Genomic DNA, 18,302 nt, shown 5'->3' with positions numbered 1-18,302 from the left:
GGGGGGGGCTGCAGGCAGAGCCTTTGCTCCTCCCCGCAGCGCATTCCCACGCACAAGCCTTTCCCGCCCACCCACCCGTTTACCCCGGGTGATCGGGCGGGTGGGCGGGGAAGATCCGCCGCGAAGCGGCGGGACAGAAGAAGCCGCACCACACGAACAAGCGTTACCCGCCCGCCCAATTGCCCCGCAGGGTAATCGGGCGGGTGGCGGGAAAGATCCAACCCAGGCCCCCGGCCAGACCCCTCAGAACGTCAAGACGCCCCTCGCCACCCTCCCCGCCTCCGCATCCCCCGCCGCCTTCGCGAAGTCCTCCACGGGGTATGTCGCCGTCACCAGTTCATCCAGCAGCAGTCGCCCCTCCCCGTACAGCTCCGCGTACAGCGCGAAGTCCCGCTGCGGGCGCGCCGAGCCATAGCGGCACCCCAGGATCGACTTGTCCAGGAACAGGGAGGAGACGGTGAACGACGCCTCCGCCGTGGCCGCCGGTACGCCGAGCAGCACCGCCTGCCCATGCCGGTCCAACAGATCAATGGCAGCCCGGATCAGCTCCACCCGCCCCACGCACTCAAAGGCGTGATCCGCCCCGTTCGGCAGGATCGACTTCACCCCCTCCACCGACTCCAGGAAGTGCGTCGCCCCGAACTGCCGGGCCACCGCCTCCTTCCCCGGGTTCGAGTCCACCGCGACGATCTTCGTGGCCCCCGCGATCCGCGCCCCCTGGAGCACGTTGAGCCCGATGCCGCCCGTCCCGATGACGACCACGCTGTCCCCGCGGTCGACCTTCGCCCGGTTCAAGGCGGCGCCGACCCCGGTCACCACCCCGCACCCGATCAACGCGGCGGACGTCAGCGGAATGTCCTCCGGGATCTTCACCGCCTGCACGGCTTTGACGAGCGTCCGTTCCGCGAACGCGGAGTTCGCCGCGAACTGGTACAGCGGCTCACCGCCCCGCGAGAACGGCCGGTCCGGCATCCCGATCGCCTTGCGGCACATGGTCGGCCGCCCCCGATTGCACTCGGCGCAGGCCCCACAGCTCGCGATGGTCGAGAGCGCGACATGATCTCCGGCGGCGACATGCGTCACCCCGGCGCCCACGGCCTCCACCACACCCGCGCCCTCGTGCCCGAGCACCACCGGCACCGGGAACGGAATCGTCCCGTCGATCACCGACAGATCGCTGTGGCAGAGACCCGCCGCCGCGACGGCGACCAGCACCTCCCCCGGCCCCGGATCGCGTATCTCCAGATCATCGACGACGTCGACCTTCCGCCCGTCGAAAACGACACCCCTCATCGAGCCTCCCTCGGCAGACCGAGCACCCGCTCGGCGATGATGTTCCGCTGAATCTCGTCCGAGCCGCCGTAGATCGTGTCGGCCCGCGTGAAGAGGAAGAGCCGCTGCAGGGCGTCGAGTTCGTACGGTGCGTCCGGGCTCCAGTCCACAGGACCGGCAGCCGCGACAGCCCCCCGCACCCCCATGGCCAGCTCCCCGAGCCGCTGATGCCACCCGCCCCACAGCAACTTGGCGACACTGGGCGAGCCCACGTCGCCACCCGAACTCCCCAACGTACGCAGCGCGTTCCACCGCATGACCCGCAGCTCGGCCCACTGCCGCACCAGCCGATCCCGCAGCACGGGATCGGATACGGCGACCCCCGAGTCGAGCGCGCACCGCACGACCCCCGCCAACTCCTCCGCGAAGCCGATCTGTTGGACCAGCGTCGAGACACCCCGCTCGAACCCGAGCAGCCCCATCGCCACCCGCCACCCATTCCCGGCACCGCCCACCACATGCGAGGCACTGGCAACCGCCCCGTCGAAGAACACCTCATTGAACTCACTGGTCCCGGTCAGCTGCCGGATGGGCCGGACCTCGATCCGCCCGGGCTGATCCATCGGCACCAGCAGGAACGAGAGCCCCGCATGCCCCCGAGCCCCGTCCTCGGTCCGAGCAAGCACAAAACACCAGTCGGCCTCATGCGCGAGCGAGGTCCAGATCTTCTGCCCACTGACGCGGTACACCTCCCGCCCGGCATCCAGCACCGCGGAAGTCCGCACCCCTGCCAGATCCGACCCCGCACCGGGCTCGCTGTACCCCTGGCACCACAGGACCTCCCCGCGCGCGATGCCCGGCAGGAATGCGTCCCGCTGCTCCTGCGTGCCGTAGGCGAGGAGCGTCGGCGCGAGCAGGTTCTCGCCGATGTGCCCGTACCGTCCGGGTGCCCGCACGCGCGCGTACTCCTCGGCCCAGACGACCTGCTGGGTCAGCGTCGCCCGCCGATTCCCGTACGCAACCGAGTCCGAGCCCGAATCCCACCCGAGTCCGATCCAGCCGCCACGCCCCAACTCCCGCTCCCAGGCCCGGCGTTCGGCACTCCCCTCGTGCTCACTCCCCGGCCCGCCACGCCCCACCGCACCGGCGAAGTCGCCGACGAGACGCTCGGCGAGCCATGCCCGCGCCTCGGCCCGGAACTCCTCGTCCTCGACGCCGAACCCGAAGTCCACGCCCCCGGCCCGCCTACGCGCCCGGCCGCGCACCGGGCGCCGCACCGGGCGCCGCACCAGGCCCGGCGTTGGGCCGGTCCTTGGCCGCCGCCGCCTTCGCCATGGCTTCCAGCTGCGCCAGCATCGGCATGGGGTCGACGCCCACCGTCCCCGGCAGGAAGTCGGCGATCTTCTCGGGCGTCCAGCCGCCCTCCACATACCCGGCCCGCAACTCCCGCGGCTGCGCCCAGACCGCGATCTTCGGCCCCGCGACCGTATAGACCTGCCCGGTGATCTTCTCCTCCCGCGCCCGGTCGCTCAGCAGATAGGTGACAAGGGCGGCCACGTCCTCCGGCTCCCCGATCTCCTTCAGCTCCATCGGCACGTTCGCCGACATCCGCGTACGGGCAACAGGGGCAACGGCGTTGGCGGTCACCCCGTACTTGTTCAGACCCAGGGCGGCACTGCGCACCAGCGAGATGATCCCCCCTTTCGCCGCGCTGTAGTTGGCCTGCGCGACGGACCCCTGGTGGTTGCCGCTGGTGAAGCCGATCAGCGTGCCCATGCCCTGCTTGCGCATGACCGCCGACGCGGCCCTGAAGACGGTGAAGGTGCCCTTCAGGTGGGTGGCGACCACCGGGTCCCACTCCTCCTCGGACATGTTGAACAGCATCCGCTCGCGCAGGATCCCGGCCACGCACACGACACCGTCGATGCGCCCGTACTCCGCGAGCGCGACGTCGACGATCCGCTGACCGCCCGCCATCGTGGAGATGTCGTCGGCGACGGCGATCGCCGCACCGCCCGCGGCCTGGATCTCCTTGACCACCGCGTCGGCTATCTCGCTGGTCGGCTCGCCGCCCTCCATCGAGACGCCGTAGTCGTTCACGACGACCCTCGCCCCCTCGGCCGCCGCGGCGAGCGCGACGGCCCTGCCGATGCCGCGTCCGGCGCCGGTGACGGCCACCACCTTGCCTGCCAAGAAGTTCCCCACGTCCGGCCCCTTCCCGCGGTTTCTGACGGACCGTTAGATTCTATGACCCGTCAGATACCGAAAGACAAGCCCCGGGGAGGACTCATGTCGCTGCCACCCGAGTTCCACGACATAGCCAAGCGCGTGAACAACTGGGGCCGTTGGGGCTCCGACGACGAGATGGGCACCCTGAACCTGATCACCGACGAGGTCGTACGCGATGCCGCAGCCACCGTCCGCACCGGCCACCGCGTCCCGCTCGCGCTGCCCCTCAAAGAGGACGGCGTGCAGTCGGGACTGATCCCCGGGCGGGTCAACCCCCTCCACTCCATGACGCAGATCAACCAGGAGCTCTTCGGCCCCGGCACGGTCGCCACCAGCGACGACGTCGTCACGATGAGCCTGCAGACGGCCACCCACTGGGACGCCCTCACCCACGTGTCGCACTCGGGAAAGATCTACAACGGCCGCCCCGCCGACACCATCACCCCGCACACCCGCGCCCAGTTCAGCGGCATCGACAAGATGCCGCACCTCGTCTCGCGCGGTGTACTGCTCGACGTCGCACGCGCCAAGGGGGTCGACCGGCTGCCGGGAGACCACGCGGTCACACCCGAAGACCTGGACGCGGCCGAGGAGTTCGGGGGCGTCACGGTCCGCGCCGGCGACATCGTCCTCGTCCGCACGGGGCAGATCCAGGTCTACCTGGCGGGCGACAAGCACGCGTACGGCTATCCGTCGCCGGGGCTCTCGGTCCGCACCCCGGAGTGGTTCCACGCGCGCGATGTCGCGGCGGTCGCCAACGACACCCTCACCTTCGAGATCTTCCCGCCCGAGATCGAGAATCTGTGGCTGCCGGTGCACGCGCTCGACCTCGTCGAGATGGGGATGCTCCAGGGCCAGAACTGGAACCTCGAAAAGTTGTCCACAGCCTGTGCAGAAGTTTCCCGCTACAGCTTCCTGCTCTCCGCGATGCCCGAGCCGTTCATCGGCGGTACGGGGTCGCCGGTGGCGCCGGTGGCAGTGTTGTGAGGTCCATGGGGGCGGCCGCGCCGTGAGGTCCGCGGGGGCGGCCGCGCCGCGAGCCCTGCGGTAAGCCTTCGGATGGCGGCGCCCCGGCTCCCGCCCCGAGCGCGTTGCCGCACGCGCCGCCATCCGGCTCCGGCGAACAAGCCCTGTCACTTTCGGCCCCGAAGGGACTGACGCCGAATGGCGACCCGCGTCTCGCCAAGGTCCGGGCCACACACACCACCGTCCCTCGGCGTCCCCTCGCGGCGAATCGCTGCACATAAGCGTGATCAATCGGACACGGTACGTCAACACCCGTCCGGTGATTAATGAATTATGCCGCTTTTGTACCGACCGCGCACGGCCGCGCATCGTGGCACGCGACGGCGCATGCGGGGGCCGGCGCGGGGCCAGGGGCGCCCGCCGGAAGCTCGGACGGCCGCGTACACAACGGCTCGGACTGCCGCGTACGCAACGGCTCAGACGGCCTCGTACGCCACGTCGTCATAGGTCGTGCCGTCGAACGTCACCGCGTCGACTCCCTGCTCACACCGGTCCACCTCGCACCAGATGCTCTTGCCGGCGCCTTCGGGCTGCCAGCCCCAGCGGTCCGCGAGACCGTCGACGAGTTCCAGGCCCCGGCCGTTGGTCTCCTCGCCGTCCGCGTGGCGCGGCCGCGGCGGGCGGGCGCTGGCGTCGGCGACCTCGACCCTGACGGTCCCCGCACCCTGCCCCGCGGCCTCTTCGGCGACGTCCGGGGTGTCGGGGAGCACCATGCGCAGCACGGCCGGACAGCCCGTGTGCACAACGGCGTTGGTGACGAGCTCAGAGATCAGCAGGATCAGCGTCTCGGCCAGCGGCTCATCGACTCCTATGCCGGAACCGGCGAGCCGCGAACGCGCCCACCTGCGGGCCCGCCCCACCTCCGCGGGGTCGGGCCTGACCTCCAGCTGAACTTGAAGCACCTGCACCGCTCACACCATCCGAACCGGCGGACACATCGCCTCGCGACTCCACAGGGTCACGGAACGTGATCCCCTTGAGAGACAGCATGGTTGACGTTCAGTCACCCCAACAAGCGCTTCGGGCATATTCCAGCGCGAAGGAGTACGCGTGCGGCATACTGTGCGACGCGTGCTGTCGGGGGTCGAACAGGCGGGCGCGATGCGCCTTCCTGCGCTGCGAGCGGCGCGCAACGCCGGGCCCGGAGCCGCCTCAAGGGCAACACCGGCATGGCTCGGCCTCAGAACCATTCGCATCCCACACAAGGTACCGGAGCGGAAGCCCGACTCCGTGCCGTGACGAGTCACGCCTAGGACACAACCCGATATCGACGCTCTGTAGCTTCCTCCCGCTTCACAGGCTTCACAAGTCGATCACCCTCCGCACGGCGGCACCATAGTTCACAGTTCACACGTGGCGTCACATCGAACGCACAGCGTCACATTGGGCAGGAGGAGCCCGCCCCGTCACAGCGCCGCGGCCAGCTCCTCCTCCGCCTGAGCCGCCGACCGGCCGAGGCCTGCCCGCACCCAGGCCCGCTTGAGATGCAGATGCACGTCCGCCTCCCAGGTGAACCCCATCCCGCCGTGCACCTGCAGACAGTCCCGCGCGTTGTGCACCGCGGCCTCGTCGGCGAGCAGCTTGGCCCCAGCGATCTCCAGTACGTCACCGGTGACGGCCGCGGCGTACACGGCACCGCGCGCGACCTCGACCCGGACGAGCATCTGCGCACACAGGTGCTTCACGGCCTGGAACCCCCCGATGGCCTGCCCGAATTGCGTACGTTCCCGGGCGTACTGGACAGCCATCTCCAGCGTCTTCCCAGCGGACCCGAGCTGCTCGGCGGCGACGAGCAAATCCGCCAAATCCCCATCGACCGGCCCCGCCCCCGTCTTGGGCAGGCGTCCCGCAGGGCGGGACAGGTGGGCAAGACCCCCACCGCCGGGCAACCGATGAAGCGGCGTAAGGGGATCCAGCGACCGAAACGGAACAGCACCTTCCATGCCGCCGCCCAGGACAGCATCCGCTTCGTCCAGCCACGGGACCAGCGCTCCAAAGGGGCAAGTGACCACCGCCTCCCCCGACGCAGCCCCCTGCAAGGCCCCCGCAGCGAGAAACGTCCCCACCAGAGGCCCCGGCAGCAACACCCGCCCCGCCTCCTCAAAGGCCAACACCGCCTCAGGAAGCCCCAGTCCGACCCCGCCCTCCGCCTCCGGCAGCATCAGCGAGAAGAACCCGGCATCCCCCAGCTCCTTCCACAGCCCCCGGTCCAGAGAAGAGCCCGCGTCCAAGGCGGCCCGCACATCGAACCGCCCCTCAAGCAGCTCCCGCACCCCACCCCGCAACGCCCTCTGATCCTCAGTGAGTTGGAAATCCATACGCTCTCTCACCGCCCCTTGGGGAGGCCGAGTATCCGCTCGGCCACGATGTTCTGCTGGATCTGCGAGGTCCCGGCGGCGATCGTGTACGACAGGGACGAGAGCCGGTCCAGGGTCCACTCGTGATCCAGGTCCAAGGCACCCGCCCCCAGCACTTCCCCCGCCGCCTCGTAAAGCTCCTGCCGCGCATGCGAGTACCGCAGTTTGAAAACCGAACCCCCCACCCCCGGCACACCCCCCGACCGCTGCGACTCGCTCACGTTCCACTGGGTCAGCCGCCACAGCGCCCCGAACTCGGCGCTCAGCCGCCCCAGCCTGCGCCGAAGCACCACGTCGTCCCAGCGCCCGTTCTTGCGGGCCTCGCGGGCCAGCTCGGCCAGGACACGGCGGCAGGCGACGACCTCCCCCACGAAGGCCGTCCCCCGCTCGTAGGACAGCGTCACCATCGTCACGCGCCAGCCGTCGTTCTCCGCGCCGACCCGGTTGGCGACCGGCACCCGCACCTCGTCGAGGAACATCTCGGCGAACTCCGTGGAGCCCGTGAGCGTGCGCAGCGGGCGGACCGTGATCCCGGGGGCGTCCATCGGCATCGCGAGCCACGAGATGCCGCGGTGCTTCGGTACGGCCTCGCTCACCGGTGTCGTACGCACAAGGAGCTCGCACCAGTCGGCGACCTCCGCATGGGAGGTCCAGATTTTGGACCCGCTCACTACGTAGTCATCGCCGTCCCGCCACGCGCGCGTGCGCAGTGACGCGAGGTCCGATCCGGCGTCCGGCTCGCTGAACCCCTGGCACCACACCTCGTCGCCGCGCAGGACCGGTGGCAGCCACCGCGCCCGCTGTTCCGGGGTCCCCTCGGAGGCGATCGTCGGCCCCGCGTGCAGCAGCCCGACGAAATTCGCGCCTACGTAGGGCGCGCCCGCCTTCTCCGTCTCCTCCAGGAAGATCAGATGCTGTGTCGGGGTCGCACCCTGCCCACCCGCGTCGACGGGCCAGTGCAGCCCGGCGTACCCGGCGTCGTACAGCCTGCGCTGCCACCCCATGTCGTACGCGCGCCGCCCCGGCCAGTCCAGCGGGTCGGGGCGCGGCGGCAGTCCGGGGAGCGTCCGGATGAGCCACGCGCGCAGCCGCGCCCGGAAGTCCTCCTCTTCCTCCGTGTACGTGAGATCCACGCCGACACCGCCTACTTGTCCAGGTCCAGGCCCAGCATGCGGATCGCGTTGCCCCGCATCAGCTTGTGGATCGTCTCGTCGTCGAGCCCCTTGACGTGGTCGAGGGCGACTTCCTTGGTGTTGGGGAAGGTCGAGTCGACGTGCGGGTAGTCGGTCTCGAAGGTCGCGTTGTCCCGGCCGACCACGTCGAGCGATGCGACGCCGTGCTTGTCGCGGAAGAAGCAGCAGAACATCTGCCGGTAGTAGTACGTCGACGGGGGCTCGGGGATCAGGTCGCGGACGCCGCCCCAGGCGCGGTGCTCCTCCCATACGTCGTCGGCGCGTTCGAGGGCGTACGGAATCCAGCCCATCTGGCCCTCGCTGTACGCCAGTTTGAGCTGCGGGAACTTCACGAGGACGCCGCTGAAGAGGAAGTCCATCATCGAGGCCATCGCGTTGTTGAAGGACAGCGCGGCCTGCACGGCGGGCGGGGCGTCGGGCGACGCGGCGGGCATCTGGGAGCTGGACCCGATGTGCATGTTGACGACCGTGCCGGTCTCCTGGCAGATCGCGAAGAACGGGTCCCAGTAACCGGAGTGGATGGAGGGCAGGCCCAGATAGGTCGGGATCTCGGAGAAGGTGACCGCCCGCACCCCCCGCGCCGCGTTCCGCTTGATCTCGGCGACGGCGAGGTCGATGTCCCAGAGGGGGATGATGCAGAGCGGGATGAGGCGGCCGCCGCTGTCGCCGCACCACTCATCGACCATCCAGTCGTTGTACGCGCGCACGCAGGCCAGGGCGACTTCCTTGTCGTGCGCCTCGGCGAAGGTCTGGCCGCAGAACCGCGGGAAGGTGGGAAAGCAGAGGGACGCCTCGACGTGGTTGAGGTCCATGTCCTTGAGGCGTTCGGCCGGGTCCCAGCAGCCGCGCCGCATCTCGGCCCGCGTGATCCCCTCAAGGGTCATGTCGTCGCGGTCGAAGCCGACGGCCGCGATGTTCCGCTTGTACGGGAACTTGAGGTCTTCGTAGATCCACCAGTCGGTGGGCGGCCCGTCCGGATCCATCGTGATCTGGTACTTGCCCGCCACGTAGGCGAGTTCACCGATGCCCGCGGTGAGGGGCTTGGGGCCACGGTCACGGTATTTGGCGGGCAGCCAGGTCTCGAAGAGATGCGCGGGTTCGATCACGTGGTCGTCGACGCTGACGATCCGGGGAAGCTCGGTCATGGTGTCCTGCCTTTCAAGGCGCCTCCGGTCATCTCTCCGGCCACTCCGGGTGATCTGATGACCCGTCAGATAGCAGGCTAGCCCCGCACCCCTGGACCGACAAGGCGGTGAGCCTTACGCTCTCGGCACGATCTGACTACCCGTCAGTTCGGCGCAGCTTCGGTTCCGGCCACGAGGGGATCGCATCGCATGAGTACTTCGAGCACCTCGAGCACCTCGAGCACTTCAGAGAACGAGACCGCCCACGCGCTCGGCGCATCCCGCACCCTCTGGGAGCTCATCGAACGCCGCGCCGCGCTCACCCCCGACGCCCCGGTCCTCATCCAGGCCGCCGCCGATCCCGCCGACGACCGCACGCTCACCTTCGGCCAACTGCACGCCCGCTGCGAGCGCGTGGCCGCAGGCCTGTACGAGATGGGCGTACGCCCCGGCACCGTGGTCGCCTGGCAGCTGCCGACCCGCATCGAGACCGCCCTGCTGTCCTTCGCACTGGCCCGCATCGGCGCCGTGCAGTCGCCGGTCATCCCCTTCTACCGCGACCGCGAGGTCGGCTTCGCACTGCGCGAGTCGAAGGCCGAGTTCTTCGCCGTGCCCGGGGTGTGGCGGGGCTTCGACCACACGGAGATGGCGGGGCGGCTCGGCGCACGGGGCGTCTTCGAGGCGTACGCGTACGACGATCTGCCCGACGCCGACCCTTCCGTACTGCCGCCCCCGCCCGCCGACGGCACATCGGTGCGCTGGATCTACTGGACATCGGGCACCACGTCCGACCCCAAGGGCGTGCTGCACACCGACCGTTCACTGATCGCGGGCGGCTCGTGCCTGGCCCACGCCCTGCGTCTGAAGGTGTCGGACATCGGCTCGATGGCGTTCCCCTTCGCGCACATCGCCGGGCCCGACTACACGGTGATGCTCCTGCTGTACGGCTTCCCGGCGGTCATGTTCGAGCAGTTCGCGCTGCCGGACGCGCTCGACGGCTACCGGCGGCACGGCGTGACGGTGGCGGGCGGGTCGACCGCGTTCTACTCGATGTTCCTCGCCGAGCAGCGCAAGCTCCCGGCGGGCGAGAAGGTCATCCCCACCCTGCGTCTCCTCGCGGGCGGCGGGGCGCCGAAGCCGCCGGAGATCTACCACGCGGTCGTACGAGAGATGGGGTGCCAGCTCACCCACGGCTACGGCATGACCGAAGTACCGATGATCACGATGGGCGCTCCTGACGACACTCCGGAGAACCTCGCCACGACGGAGGGACTCCCCCCGGGGGGGATGCAGATCCGGGTCACGGACGCCGAGGGCAAGGAGGTGCCCGCCGGGGTCGACGGCGAGGTGCGGCTGCGCGGGGAGGCCGTCTGCCAGGGCTACTTGACTCGTTCCACTGGGGGTGGCCCCCCAGACCCCCGGCGGCAGAGCGCGGAGGTCTTCGACGCGGACGGCTTCCTGATCACCGGGGACCTGGGGCATGTGAAGCCGACGGGGCACCTCGTCCTGACGGGCCGCGCCAAGGACATCATCATCCGCAAGGGCGAGAACATCTCCGCCAAGGAGATCGAGGATCTCCTGCACCGGCATCCGGCCGTGAGCGACGCGGCCGTCATCGGCCTTCCGGACGCAGAACGGGGCGAGCGGGTGTGCGCGGTGATCGAGCAGCGCGGCGCTTCTGAGGAGTTGACCCTGAGCGCCGTGACCACGTATCTCCGCGGGGAGGGCCTCTCCACCTACAAACTGCCGGAGCAGCTCGAGGTGGTGGAGGCCCTGCCCCGCAACGAGACCCTTCGAAAGGTGCTCAAGTACAAGCTGCGCGAGCGGTTCGCGGAGGGGTGAGTTACTCCGGCACCGTGAAGTACGCCGCGAACGCCGCCACGATCTCCGCCTCCGAGACCTTGCCGTCCGCGTCCGCGTCGAGCGCGGTGCCCGCGGCCGCTGCGATGTCCACCTGGACGCCGAGTGCCTTCAGGGCGCGACCGACCTCCTGCGGGGTGACCGCGCCGTCGGCGTCGGCGTCCGCCACGGCGATCATGGCGTCGAGGAACGGCCGTGCGATCTCGGCGAACCGGGCGGGGTTGTCGCGCAGGCGCTTCACCGCGCCGCCCACGAACTCGTGCTTGGTGATCCGCTGGTCACCGTCACGGTCGGCGATGCCTGCCATGCCCTGCCAGAAGGCCTCGGCCCCGTTGTAGAGGGCCTGGCCCTTCTCGGAGCGCGCCGTCGCGCCGAACTCGGCGAGCAGGGCGACGGCCGCCGTGCTGAAGTCCTCACGGGAGATGTAGCCGTTGCCGTCCTGGTCGAAGGTGGCGAAACGGGCCGCGATCTTACGCTCGTACTCGGCACTGTCCATGGTGTTCGGGCCGCCTCACTTCTGCGGTTGGGTGCGTGTGCACAGGGGGTTCCCTGGGTGTCTCTGGCAGCGAGCCTACGTCTTCGGCAACCCCCCGGCGTCAGGAAGCCGAAGGTGCGTTGGGGAAATGTTGGGCGGCCCTGTGAAGGTGATCTCAACTCCCGCTGGGACCCGTGGGATTGACCGAACCCACGGCCGCCCCGACACTCCGGGGCGCCCGGCACCGACCAATGGAGAGCAATGCGTACGAAACTGATTGTCGGGGCTCTGACCGCCGGAATGGCGATGACGCTCGCGAGCGCCCCCTCGGCGGGCGCGGCCGACACCCGTCTGGGGTGCGCCAAGCACACGATCACCATCAGTGGCAGCGACAAGATCCTCAGGGTGTACAACCGCTGTAGCGGCAACATCAGCGTCAACGTCCACCAGGCCGGCAGCGACTCCGGCTACTACCCGATCGCCCGCGACAAGAGCCACAAGTTCACCGGCGGCAAGTGGCACGGCGTCTGCGGCCTGAAGATCTACTACGGCGGCACTCGCTACTACAACAAGATCGACGGGGACCTCGGCGACTGCTGAGACGCGCTCCGCGGGTCAGGCGGTGCTCGTCCGCGGGTCCGTCGTGGCTGGTCGCTCCCCCAAGTTCTCGGCTTCGCTCGAACAGGGGGGACCCCCTTCGCGGCGGAGCCGCACATGTCACAGCCCCGCGCCCCTTCGGGGCGCTGCCGACCGGCCGCATCACGCCGAGAGTGGCGCCGCTCCGTCGTCCACGGCCGCTGTCACGTCCGGGAAGACCTCGAAGAGGCGGCGTACGCCGAGGGCCGCGAGGACCCGGTTCACGTGCGAGCCGTCCTCCGCGCCCTGCGCGGGCAGTATCAGGCGCAGCCTGCCCTGGCAGGAGCGGAACAGGCGGCGCGACGCGATGAGTACGCCGACGCCGCTGGAGTCGCAGAAGAGGACCTCGGAGAGATCGAGGACCAGGCTGCGGCGGCCGTCGGCGACCGCGTCGTGCACGCGCTGGCGCAGCACGGGCGACGTCACCAGGTCCATCTCGCCGGACACCCGCAACACGGCCCAGCCGCCCTGCTCGTCCACGGCCACCTTCAGCGTCACACGCACGCCTCTCGCTGCTCGTCGATCGCGCTTTGCTCGTCGTCGCTCGCCCGAAGATCCGGAAGCTGTCCCTACGCTTCCTACGTCGCGGCTGCCCCACCTCTCCTCCATGAAACACCAGGGACTCCGGTCCCTATCATCCGAGGCCGGGCGGGCGCGTACTTTGCCGTAAAGGGGAGCCCGTTGTCGGTGACGGCGACTACATTCGATGGAAGGTTTCGACGGGGACGAATCCGGCGAGCCGAGGGCAGAGGAAGGCAAGCGCAAGAGGGGGCCGCATGGCGAAGGACGCGCCGCGTCGCTGGGACCGCCGCATGCAGCAGCGACTGGCGCACGGGGAAGCCGCCGCGCTCGGGGAGCTGTACGACCACTTCGCCTCGCTCGTGCACGGCCTCGCCCACCGCGTGCTCGGCGACGAGCAGGCCGCCGACCGGATCACCCGCGAGGTCTTCGCCCACATCTGGGAGAACCCCGACGCGTACGACCCCAAGCAGGGCCCCCTGCGCTCCTGGGTCGCCACGCTCACCCACCAGCGGGCCGTCCGGCGCCTTCGCCAGACCGAGTCCGCCGCCCTCGCCCGCGGCGGCGAGGGCACCACGGAGGACCTGGAGCGCAAGGTGCGCCGCGCCTCCGCGGCCGCCCGCGCCGACTACATCGTCACGGCCATGCCCGCCCCGCTGCGCGCCGCCCTGGAGCTGGCCTACTTCCAGCGGCGCGACTACCGCCAGACGGCCGCCGACCTCGGCGTGACGGAGGACGAGGCGCGCCGCCGCCTCCGCCTCGGCCTGCAACTGCTCTCCACCGCCAACGACGCGGGCGCCCAGTCCGCCGACAAGGACCCCGCGCCAGGGGCGCCTCCCGGTTACGGGAGAGCGCTGTGAACGGGCCGGGCCGGCAGGAACCGCACGAGGAGCCGGACGGCACCAAGCCCGGACACGGCACCGACGCGGGCGGCGGCTCGGGCATCGGAGCAGGAGACGGCCCAGGCACCGGGGCCGGAAGCGGCCCAGGCATCGGAGCCGGAAGCAGCTCAGGCACCGAGGCAGGAAGCGGCTCAGGCACCGGGTCCGGAAGGGGCCCAGGCACCGAGACCGGGAGGGGCCCAGGCACCGAGACCGGACACGGCATCGGCGCGGGCATCGGCGCGGGCGGTGGCTCAGGCACCGGGTCCGGGCGGGGCTCAGGCATCGGGGCAGGAAGCGGCTCAGGCATCGGAGCCGGAAGCGGCTCAGGCACCGGGGCCGGAAGCGGGTCCGGAGATCGGTTCGGCCGCGGCCGCGGCGCAGGCTCCGGCGGTGGCCCCGGAGATGGCAGGAGCGACGGCGGCAGTCACCGGCGGCCCGCAAATCCGCCGCGCATACCGCTGCCCCGCACCTCCATAGAGGACACCGGGCACCCCTTGCCCGACCCTCCCCTCGCCCTCGACCACCGCGTCCTGAAGTCCCTCCTCGGCGCATGGGCGCTCGCCGCCTGCTCCCCCGAGGAAGCGATAGCCGTCGAGGAGCACCTGGGTGACTGCGGCCCCTGCGCCGAGGAGGCGCTGCGGCTGCGCGACGCGGTCGGCCTGCTGCACCAGGAGGAGAGCCTCGACCTCGACCCCGGCCTGCGCAACCGCGTCATCGAAAGCTGCCTCGGCCGGCGCCCGCCGCGCATCCCGGTGCCGGAGTGGGCCATTCCGTACGACGCGGAAACGGCCCGCCTCGACGCGCTCCTGCGGGACATCGGCGACTCGGAGTGGCACGCACCAGTGCGCCTGCGATGGTTCGACGAGGACAGTCCCGTCAGCCGCAAGACGACGGTGGCCGGGGTGATCGCGCACCTCCTCGCCGTGGACGGCCTGGTCGCCACCGCCCTCGGCCTCGACGACCCGCTGAGCGCGGGCGCACCGGTACCGGCAAGCCCGGCCCAGCGCACGGAGGCGTACTGGCGCGCTTCGTATTTCCCGCCCACGCGCGCGGTGCGCGGCCCCTGGCGCGACCAGACCCATGAACTGATCCGCACGGTGTCCTTCACCACCGGGCCCTCCCGGAGCCCAGGATCGCGGCACGGCTCGGGCGGCCTCGCCGTCGCGTACGGCGCCCCGGACGCCACGGGCCGCCACCCCCAGCTGCCGCTGCGCGACTCGATGCTGGACCGCGCCTTCGAGTGCTGGATCCACGCGGGCGACATCGCGGACGCGGTGGACTACCCCTACGAACCGCCGTCCCCACGCCATCTGCACCGCATGATCGACCTCGCCGCCCGGCTGCTCCCCGGCACCCTCGCCGACCGCCGCCGCTCCGGCCTCGCACCGCCGCCCCGCGGTCTGGTGGCCGCCGGCGCACCCGGCCGCAGCCTGCGCCTAGAGGTCGAGGGAATGGGCGGCGGTGAGTGGTTCATCCCGCTCGACTCCCCCGCCGCCGATGCCTCGGCGGACCACGAGGTGGCCCACGTCGCCCTGGACGGCGTCGAGTTCTGCCGCCTGGCAGCGGGCCATGTCTCACCGGAGGAAGCGGCCGCGGGACAGAACGGCGACCGCCAGGCGATCAGGGACGTACTGTTCGCGGCGGCGTCGATGAGCCGGATGTAAGTAATCAGGGACAAACAACAGGCGTCAGGCGTCAGCCCTCAGGCGAAGACGACCGTCCGGCGGCCGTTGAGCAGAATCCGCCGCTCGGCGTGCCACTTCACGGCCCGCGCAAGCGCCTGGCACTCCACGTCACGGCCGATTGCCACGAGCTGGTCGGGAGTCACGCCGTGCCCGACGCGCTCGACCTCCTGCTCGATGATCGGGCCCTCGTCGAGATCCGCCGTCACATAGTGCGCCGTGGCACCGATCAGCTTCACACCGCGCGCGTGCGCCTGGTGGTACGGCTTCGCGCCCTTGAAGCTCGGCAGGAACGAGTGGTGGATGTTGATGATCCGGCCGCTGAGCTGCTTGCAGAGGTCGTCCGAGAGCACCTGCATATAGCGGGCGAGGACGACGAGCTCGATGTTCTCCGACCGCACGAGCTCCAGGAGCTGCGCCTCGGCCTGCGGCTTGTTGTCCCTCGTCACCGGGATGTGGTGGAAGGGGATGTCGTACGAGGCGACCAGCTCGGCGAAGTCCGTGTGGTTCGAGACGACCGCCACGATCTCCACGGGCAGCGCGCCGATCCGGGAGCGGAACAGCAGGTCGTTCAGGCAGTGCCCGAACTTGGAGACCAGCAGTACGACGCGCATCTTCTCGTCGGCGCGGTTCAGCTGCCAGTCCATCTGGAAGGAGTCACCGATCGCGGCGAAGCTGGCCCGTAGCTTCTCCACGGTCACCGGCGCCTCCGCCGAGAAGTGGACGCGCATGAAGAAGAGCCCGGTGTCGTGATCGCCGAACTGCTGACTGTCCTCGATATTGCACCCGGTCATGAAGAGGTAGCTCGACACGGCGTGCACGATCCCCTGCTTGTCGGGGCAGGAGATATTGAGGACGTACTGCTCAGCGGTGGCGGGGGCCTTCTCGTTCATGCGCCCAAGGTTCCCACAAACGGCACCCGTCCTGTCCCGCCGTCTCACGAGGGGGAGCGCCCCGAAGGGGCGCGGGACCGTGACATGTGCGGCTCCGCCGCGTGGGCGCGAGCAACCAAGACGCACCCGCAGAAAACCGACTAGCCCGCCGACCGAGTCAAGATCCGCAGAACCTCAAGAGTCCGGGGAACCTCATCAGGGCTCTCCCCGTCGCTCACAGCAAGCCGCACATGAGCCTCGCGCGCAGCGCGTACGGCCTCCGGCCACCCGGGGTGATCAAGATAGGCGGAGACCAACGCATCCGGCCCCACCTCATGCATGATCCGCAGCACCCTGAGAACGGCCGCGTCGACCAACGCGGCTTCCTCCGCATCCCGGAAGATCGTCCCCACGTATTTGTCGGCGGACCAGTTGTCCAGCCACGTGTCCTCGACCAGCCGGTACACGGCATCGGTCACGTCCCCGTACTCCTCGCGACCCGCGAGCCAGCACTCACGCTGGAACTCCGGGTCGGAGAGCATGTGCAGCGCCGAGCGCACGTTGCTGCGCCAGCGCCACCACGGCATGTCGTTCGTTGGCATGCCGCCCATGGTGCTTGAGCGACCGCCGCGACGGGAAGACTTCTCCGAACCTTGCACGGTCATCGATCGTACGTTCCCCCTTCGGGCGGCCGAATCGGCCCCTGTCATTCACCTTCTTGTCACCATGCGTTGGGGAGACGTCACTCCTTGGTTGGCGAAGCGGCGGAATCGTGATTGCACATGCCCGTCTCGCGACGCACCTTGCTCCCCCGCCCCTCCAAGTCCACAGCGCTCACCGCGGCCGCCCTGGTGGTGGCGTGTGCGTCCCTGACAACCGGCTGCGGGGTCATCCCCGGATCCACGGGGGGATCCGGGGACGAACCCGTCACCGTCATGACCTGGGCCCCCGAGAACACCAAGGCGACCAACAAGCCCGGCATCCCCGCCATGGCCAAGGCCTACGCCCGCTGGGTCAATGCGCACGGCGGCCTCGACGGCCGCACGCTCAAGGTCATCACCTGCAACGACGACAACGACCCGGTCGGCGCCGCGGACTGCGCCCGCGAGGCGGTCAGCAAGAAGGTGGCCGCCGTCGTCGGCTCCTACAGCCAGCACGGCCAGTCCTTCCTCTCCCCCCTCGAAGTCGCCGGCATCCCCTACATAGGCGGCTACGGCGTCACCGACGAGGAGTTCAGCAGCCCGCTGTCGTACCCGGTCAACGGCGGCGAACCGGCCCTGATGGCGGGCAACGGCCGGCAGCTCGCCGCCCGCTGCGAGCGCGTCTCCCTCGTACGCCCCGACACGATCGCCGGCGACGACCTCCCCAAGCTCCTCGACGCGGGCCTCGCCGAGGGCCGCCGCAAGCCCGCAGCGGACATCCGGGCCCCCGAGGACGGCACCGACTTCACCTCGCAGGCCGAGCAGGCGCTGACCCGTGCGGGCACCGGCGGCTGTGTGACGGCGGCGCTCGGCGCCCGCACGGACACGTTCTACGACTCCTACCGGCGCACCGAGGACGCGTACCCGACCGCGAAGATCTCCTCCGTGCTCGGCAGCGTCGACCAGTCCCTCATCGACCGTACGGGCGGCGCTGAAGGACCGTACGAAGGCGCCTACGTCACCGGCTGGTACCCGGCGGCCGGCGACCCGCGCTGGGACGAGATGCGCGAGGTCATCCGGCAGCAGGCCTTCGGCGACAACCGGGTCGACCCGGCGGACGCGGGCGTGCAGACCACGTGGATCGCCTACACCGTCCTGAAGCAGGTCGTCGAGTCGCTCGACGGCGGCGAGGTCTCGTCGCGCAGCCTGCGGCGGGCGCTCGACAAGGGGCTCAAGGTCGAGACCGGCGGTCTGACGCCCACCCTGAGCTGGCGCTTCAAGGACATGCTCGCGGCGAGCGACTTCCCGCGCCTGGTCAACGCCGACATCACGTTCCAGCTCGTACGGGACGGCCGTCTGGTCCCGGCGCGCAAGGGCTTCGTGAACGTCTCCAGGACCCTGGAGGGGGTCCAGTAGGCCGGTGGCCGTCCCGCGCGCCTAGGGCCTGTCCGATGGGTCCTGCCGGGGTCGCGACCCCTGGCACGCACTCCCCCAAGCTCTCGGCTTCGCTCGAGCAGGGAGGTACCCCCTCC

The 18,302-nt window shown here is 70.2% G+C and carries 17 protein-coding genes; 6 read left to right on the top strand and 11 right to left on the bottom strand.

The genetic code is table 11. From position 1 onward, the window contains the following. Positions 1-243 precede the first annotated feature (243 nt). The 3 genes from AB0O76_RS41980 to AB0O76_RS41970 are packed head-to-tail and all read right to left on the bottom strand — an operon-like array spanning position 244 to position 3,477. Entirely contained in the window at positions 244-1,293 is a 1,050-nt protein-coding gene (locus AB0O76_RS41980; protein WP_365502659.1) for a Zn-dependent alcohol dehydrogenase, read from the bottom strand. After that, on the bottom strand, positions 1,290-2,504 hold the full coding sequence (locus AB0O76_RS41975; protein ID WP_365502657.1) for an acyl-CoA dehydrogenase family protein: 1,215 nt from the start codon (positions 2,502-2,504) through the stop codon (positions 1,290-1,292). Before AB0O76_RS41975 ends, AB0O76_RS41980 begins: the two co-directional genes overlap by 4 nt. A 13-nt stretch (positions 2,505-2,517) precedes the next feature. Next, positions 2,518-3,477: an SDR family oxidoreductase gene (locus AB0O76_RS41970; RefSeq protein ID WP_365502655.1), complete on the bottom strand. Its 960-nt coding sequence runs from the start codon at positions 3,475-3,477 to the stop codon at positions 2,518-2,520. An 84-nt stretch (positions 3,478-3,561) separates the two neighbouring features. On the opposite strand from AB0O76_RS41970, the gene AB0O76_RS41965 reads away from it, so the two are divergent. Then, positions 3,562-4,488: a cyclase family protein gene (locus AB0O76_RS41965; protein WP_365502653.1), complete on the top strand. Its 927-nt coding sequence runs from the start codon at positions 3,562-3,564 to the stop codon at positions 4,486-4,488. A gap of 455 nt (positions 4,489-4,943) precedes the next feature. On the opposite strand, the gene AB0O76_RS41960 is transcribed toward AB0O76_RS41965, so the two are convergent. The 4 genes from AB0O76_RS41960 to AB0O76_RS41945 form a co-directional block, all read right to left on the bottom strand. Continuing rightward, positions 4,944-5,435: an ATP-binding protein gene (locus AB0O76_RS41960; protein WP_365502651.1), complete on the bottom strand. Its 492-nt coding sequence runs from the start codon at positions 5,433-5,435 to the stop codon at positions 4,944-4,946. Between the two features lie 498 nt (positions 5,436-5,933). Further along, the gene (locus tag AB0O76_RS41955) at positions 5,934-6,845 is read right to left on the bottom strand and encodes an acyl-CoA dehydrogenase family protein (RefSeq protein WP_365502649.1); all 912 of its coding nucleotides are present in this window, start codon (positions 6,843-6,845) and stop codon (positions 5,934-5,936) included. An 8-nt stretch (positions 6,846-6,853) separates the two neighbouring features. After that, positions 6,854-8,017 (bottom strand): acyl-CoA dehydrogenase family protein, encoded by a 1,164-nt coding sequence (locus AB0O76_RS41950; protein WP_365502647.1) that lies wholly within the window; start codon positions 8,015-8,017, stop codon positions 6,854-6,856. 11 nt (positions 8,018-8,028) lie between these two features. Next, entirely contained in the window at positions 8,029-9,222 is a 1,194-nt protein-coding gene (locus tag AB0O76_RS41945) for an amidohydrolase family protein (protein WP_365502645.1), read from the bottom strand. Positions 9,223-9,411: 189 nt separating this feature from the next. On the opposite strand from AB0O76_RS41945, the gene AB0O76_RS41940 reads away from it, so the two are divergent. Beyond that, a complete protein-coding gene (locus tag AB0O76_RS41940) occupies positions 9,412-11,043 on the top strand; it encodes an AMP-binding protein (protein WP_365502643.1) in 1,632 nt (543 codons plus the stop codon). Between the two features lies 1 nt (position 11,044). Here the strand turns inward: AB0O76_RS41940 and AB0O76_RS41935 are convergent, their stop codons facing one another. After that, positions 11,045-11,557, bottom strand: a complete 513-nt coding sequence (locus AB0O76_RS41935) for an EF-hand domain-containing protein (protein ID WP_365502641.1) — start codon at positions 11,555-11,557, stop codon at positions 11,045-11,047. Positions 11,558-11,797: 240 nt separating this feature from the next. Here AB0O76_RS41935 and AB0O76_RS41930 point away from each other — a divergent pair, with 240 nt between their 5' ends. Then, a complete protein-coding gene (locus AB0O76_RS41930; RefSeq protein WP_365502639.1) occupies positions 11,798-12,136 on the top strand; it encodes a hypothetical protein in 339 nt (112 codons plus the stop codon). 159 nt (positions 12,137-12,295) lie between these two features. Here AB0O76_RS41930 and AB0O76_RS41925 read toward each other — a convergent pair whose 3' ends face one another. Continuing rightward, positions 12,296-12,670, bottom strand: a complete 375-nt coding sequence (locus AB0O76_RS41925; RefSeq protein ID WP_365502719.1) for an STAS domain-containing protein — start codon at positions 12,668-12,670, stop codon at positions 12,296-12,298. Between the two features lie 278 nt (positions 12,671-12,948). On the opposite strand from AB0O76_RS41925, the gene AB0O76_RS41920 reads away from it, so the two are divergent. Both AB0O76_RS41920 and AB0O76_RS41915 read left to right on the top strand, forming a co-directional pair. Continuing rightward, positions 12,949-13,551 (top strand): sigma-70 family RNA polymerase sigma factor, encoded by a 603-nt coding sequence (locus AB0O76_RS41920; RefSeq protein ID WP_365502637.1) that lies wholly within the window; start codon positions 12,949-12,951, stop codon positions 13,549-13,551. A 329-nt stretch (positions 13,552-13,880) separates the two neighbouring features. Further along, positions 13,881-15,239: a zf-HC2 domain-containing protein gene (locus AB0O76_RS41915; RefSeq protein ID WP_365502717.1), complete on the top strand. Its 1,359-nt coding sequence runs from the start codon at positions 13,881-13,883 to the stop codon at positions 15,237-15,239. A 38-nt stretch (positions 15,240-15,277) separates the two neighbouring features. On the opposite strand, the gene purU is transcribed toward AB0O76_RS41915, so the two are convergent. Beyond that, a complete protein-coding gene (purU, locus tag AB0O76_RS41910) occupies positions 15,278-16,150 on the bottom strand; it encodes a formyltetrahydrofolate deformylase (RefSeq protein WP_365502635.1) in 873 nt (290 codons plus the stop codon). A 140-nt stretch (positions 16,151-16,290) separates the two neighbouring features. Then, a complete protein-coding gene (locus AB0O76_RS41905) occupies positions 16,291-16,794 on the bottom strand; it encodes a hypothetical protein (RefSeq protein WP_365502633.1) in 504 nt (167 codons plus the stop codon). A gap of 117 nt (positions 16,795-16,911) precedes the next feature. On the opposite strand from AB0O76_RS41905, the gene AB0O76_RS41900 reads away from it, so the two are divergent. After that, positions 16,912-18,186, top strand: coding sequence for an ABC transporter substrate-binding protein (locus tag AB0O76_RS41900; protein ID WP_365502631.1), 1,275 nt, complete (start codon positions 16,912-16,914; stop codon positions 18,184-18,186). Positions 18,187-18,302: the final 116 nt, after the last annotated feature.

The organism is Streptomyces sp. NPDC086554, assembly GCF_040686095.1.
Taxonomy (GTDB): Bacteria; Actinomycetota; Actinomycetes; order Streptomycetales; family Streptomycetaceae; genus Streptomyces.
This window is presented reverse-complemented; position numbering and strand designations above follow the sequence as displayed.

What these genes read in the sequence shown, in the direction of transcription:
- AB0O76_RS41900 (WP_365502631.1), top strand. Translation starts at nt 16,912, where the DNA reads ATGCCCGTCTCGCGACGCACCTTGCTCCCCCGCCCCTCCAAGTCCACA.
- AB0O76_RS41930 (WP_365502639.1), top strand. Translation starts at nt 11,798, where the DNA reads ATGCGTACGAAACTGATTGTCGGGGCTCTGACCGCCGGAATGGCGATG.
- AB0O76_RS41965 (WP_365502653.1), top strand. Translation starts at nt 3,562, where the DNA reads ATGTCGCTGCCACCCGAGTTCCACGACATAGCCAAGCGCGTGAACAAC.
- AB0O76_RS41980 (WP_365502659.1), bottom strand. Translation starts at nt 1,293, where the DNA reads ATGAGGGGTGTCGTTTTCGACGGGCGGAAGGTCGACGTCGTCGATGAT.
- purU (WP_365502635.1), bottom strand. Translation starts at nt 16,150, where the DNA reads ATGAACGAGAAGGCCCCCGCCACCGCTGAGCAGTACGTCCTCAATATC.
- AB0O76_RS41935 (WP_365502641.1), bottom strand. Translation starts at nt 11,557, where the DNA reads ATGGACAGTGCCGAGTACGAGCGTAAGATCGCGGCCCGTTTCGCCACC.
- AB0O76_RS41955 (WP_365502649.1), bottom strand. Translation starts at nt 6,845, where the DNA reads ATGGATTTCCAACTCACTGAGGATCAGAGGGCGTTGCGGGGTGGGGTG.
- AB0O76_RS41920 (WP_365502637.1), top strand. Translation starts at nt 12,949, where the DNA reads ATGGCGAAGGACGCGCCGCGTCGCTGGGACCGCCGCATGCAGCAGCGA.
- AB0O76_RS41940 (WP_365502643.1), top strand. Translation starts at nt 9,412, where the DNA reads ATGAGTACTTCGAGCACCTCGAGCACCTCGAGCACTTCAGAGAACGAG.
- AB0O76_RS41905 (WP_365502633.1), bottom strand. Translation starts at nt 16,794, where the DNA reads ATGACCGTGCAAGGTTCGGAGAAGTCTTCCCGTCGCGGCGGTCGCTCA.
- AB0O76_RS41945 (WP_365502645.1), bottom strand. Translation starts at nt 9,222, where the DNA reads ATGACCGAGCTTCCCCGGATCGTCAGCGTCGACGACCACGTGATCGAA.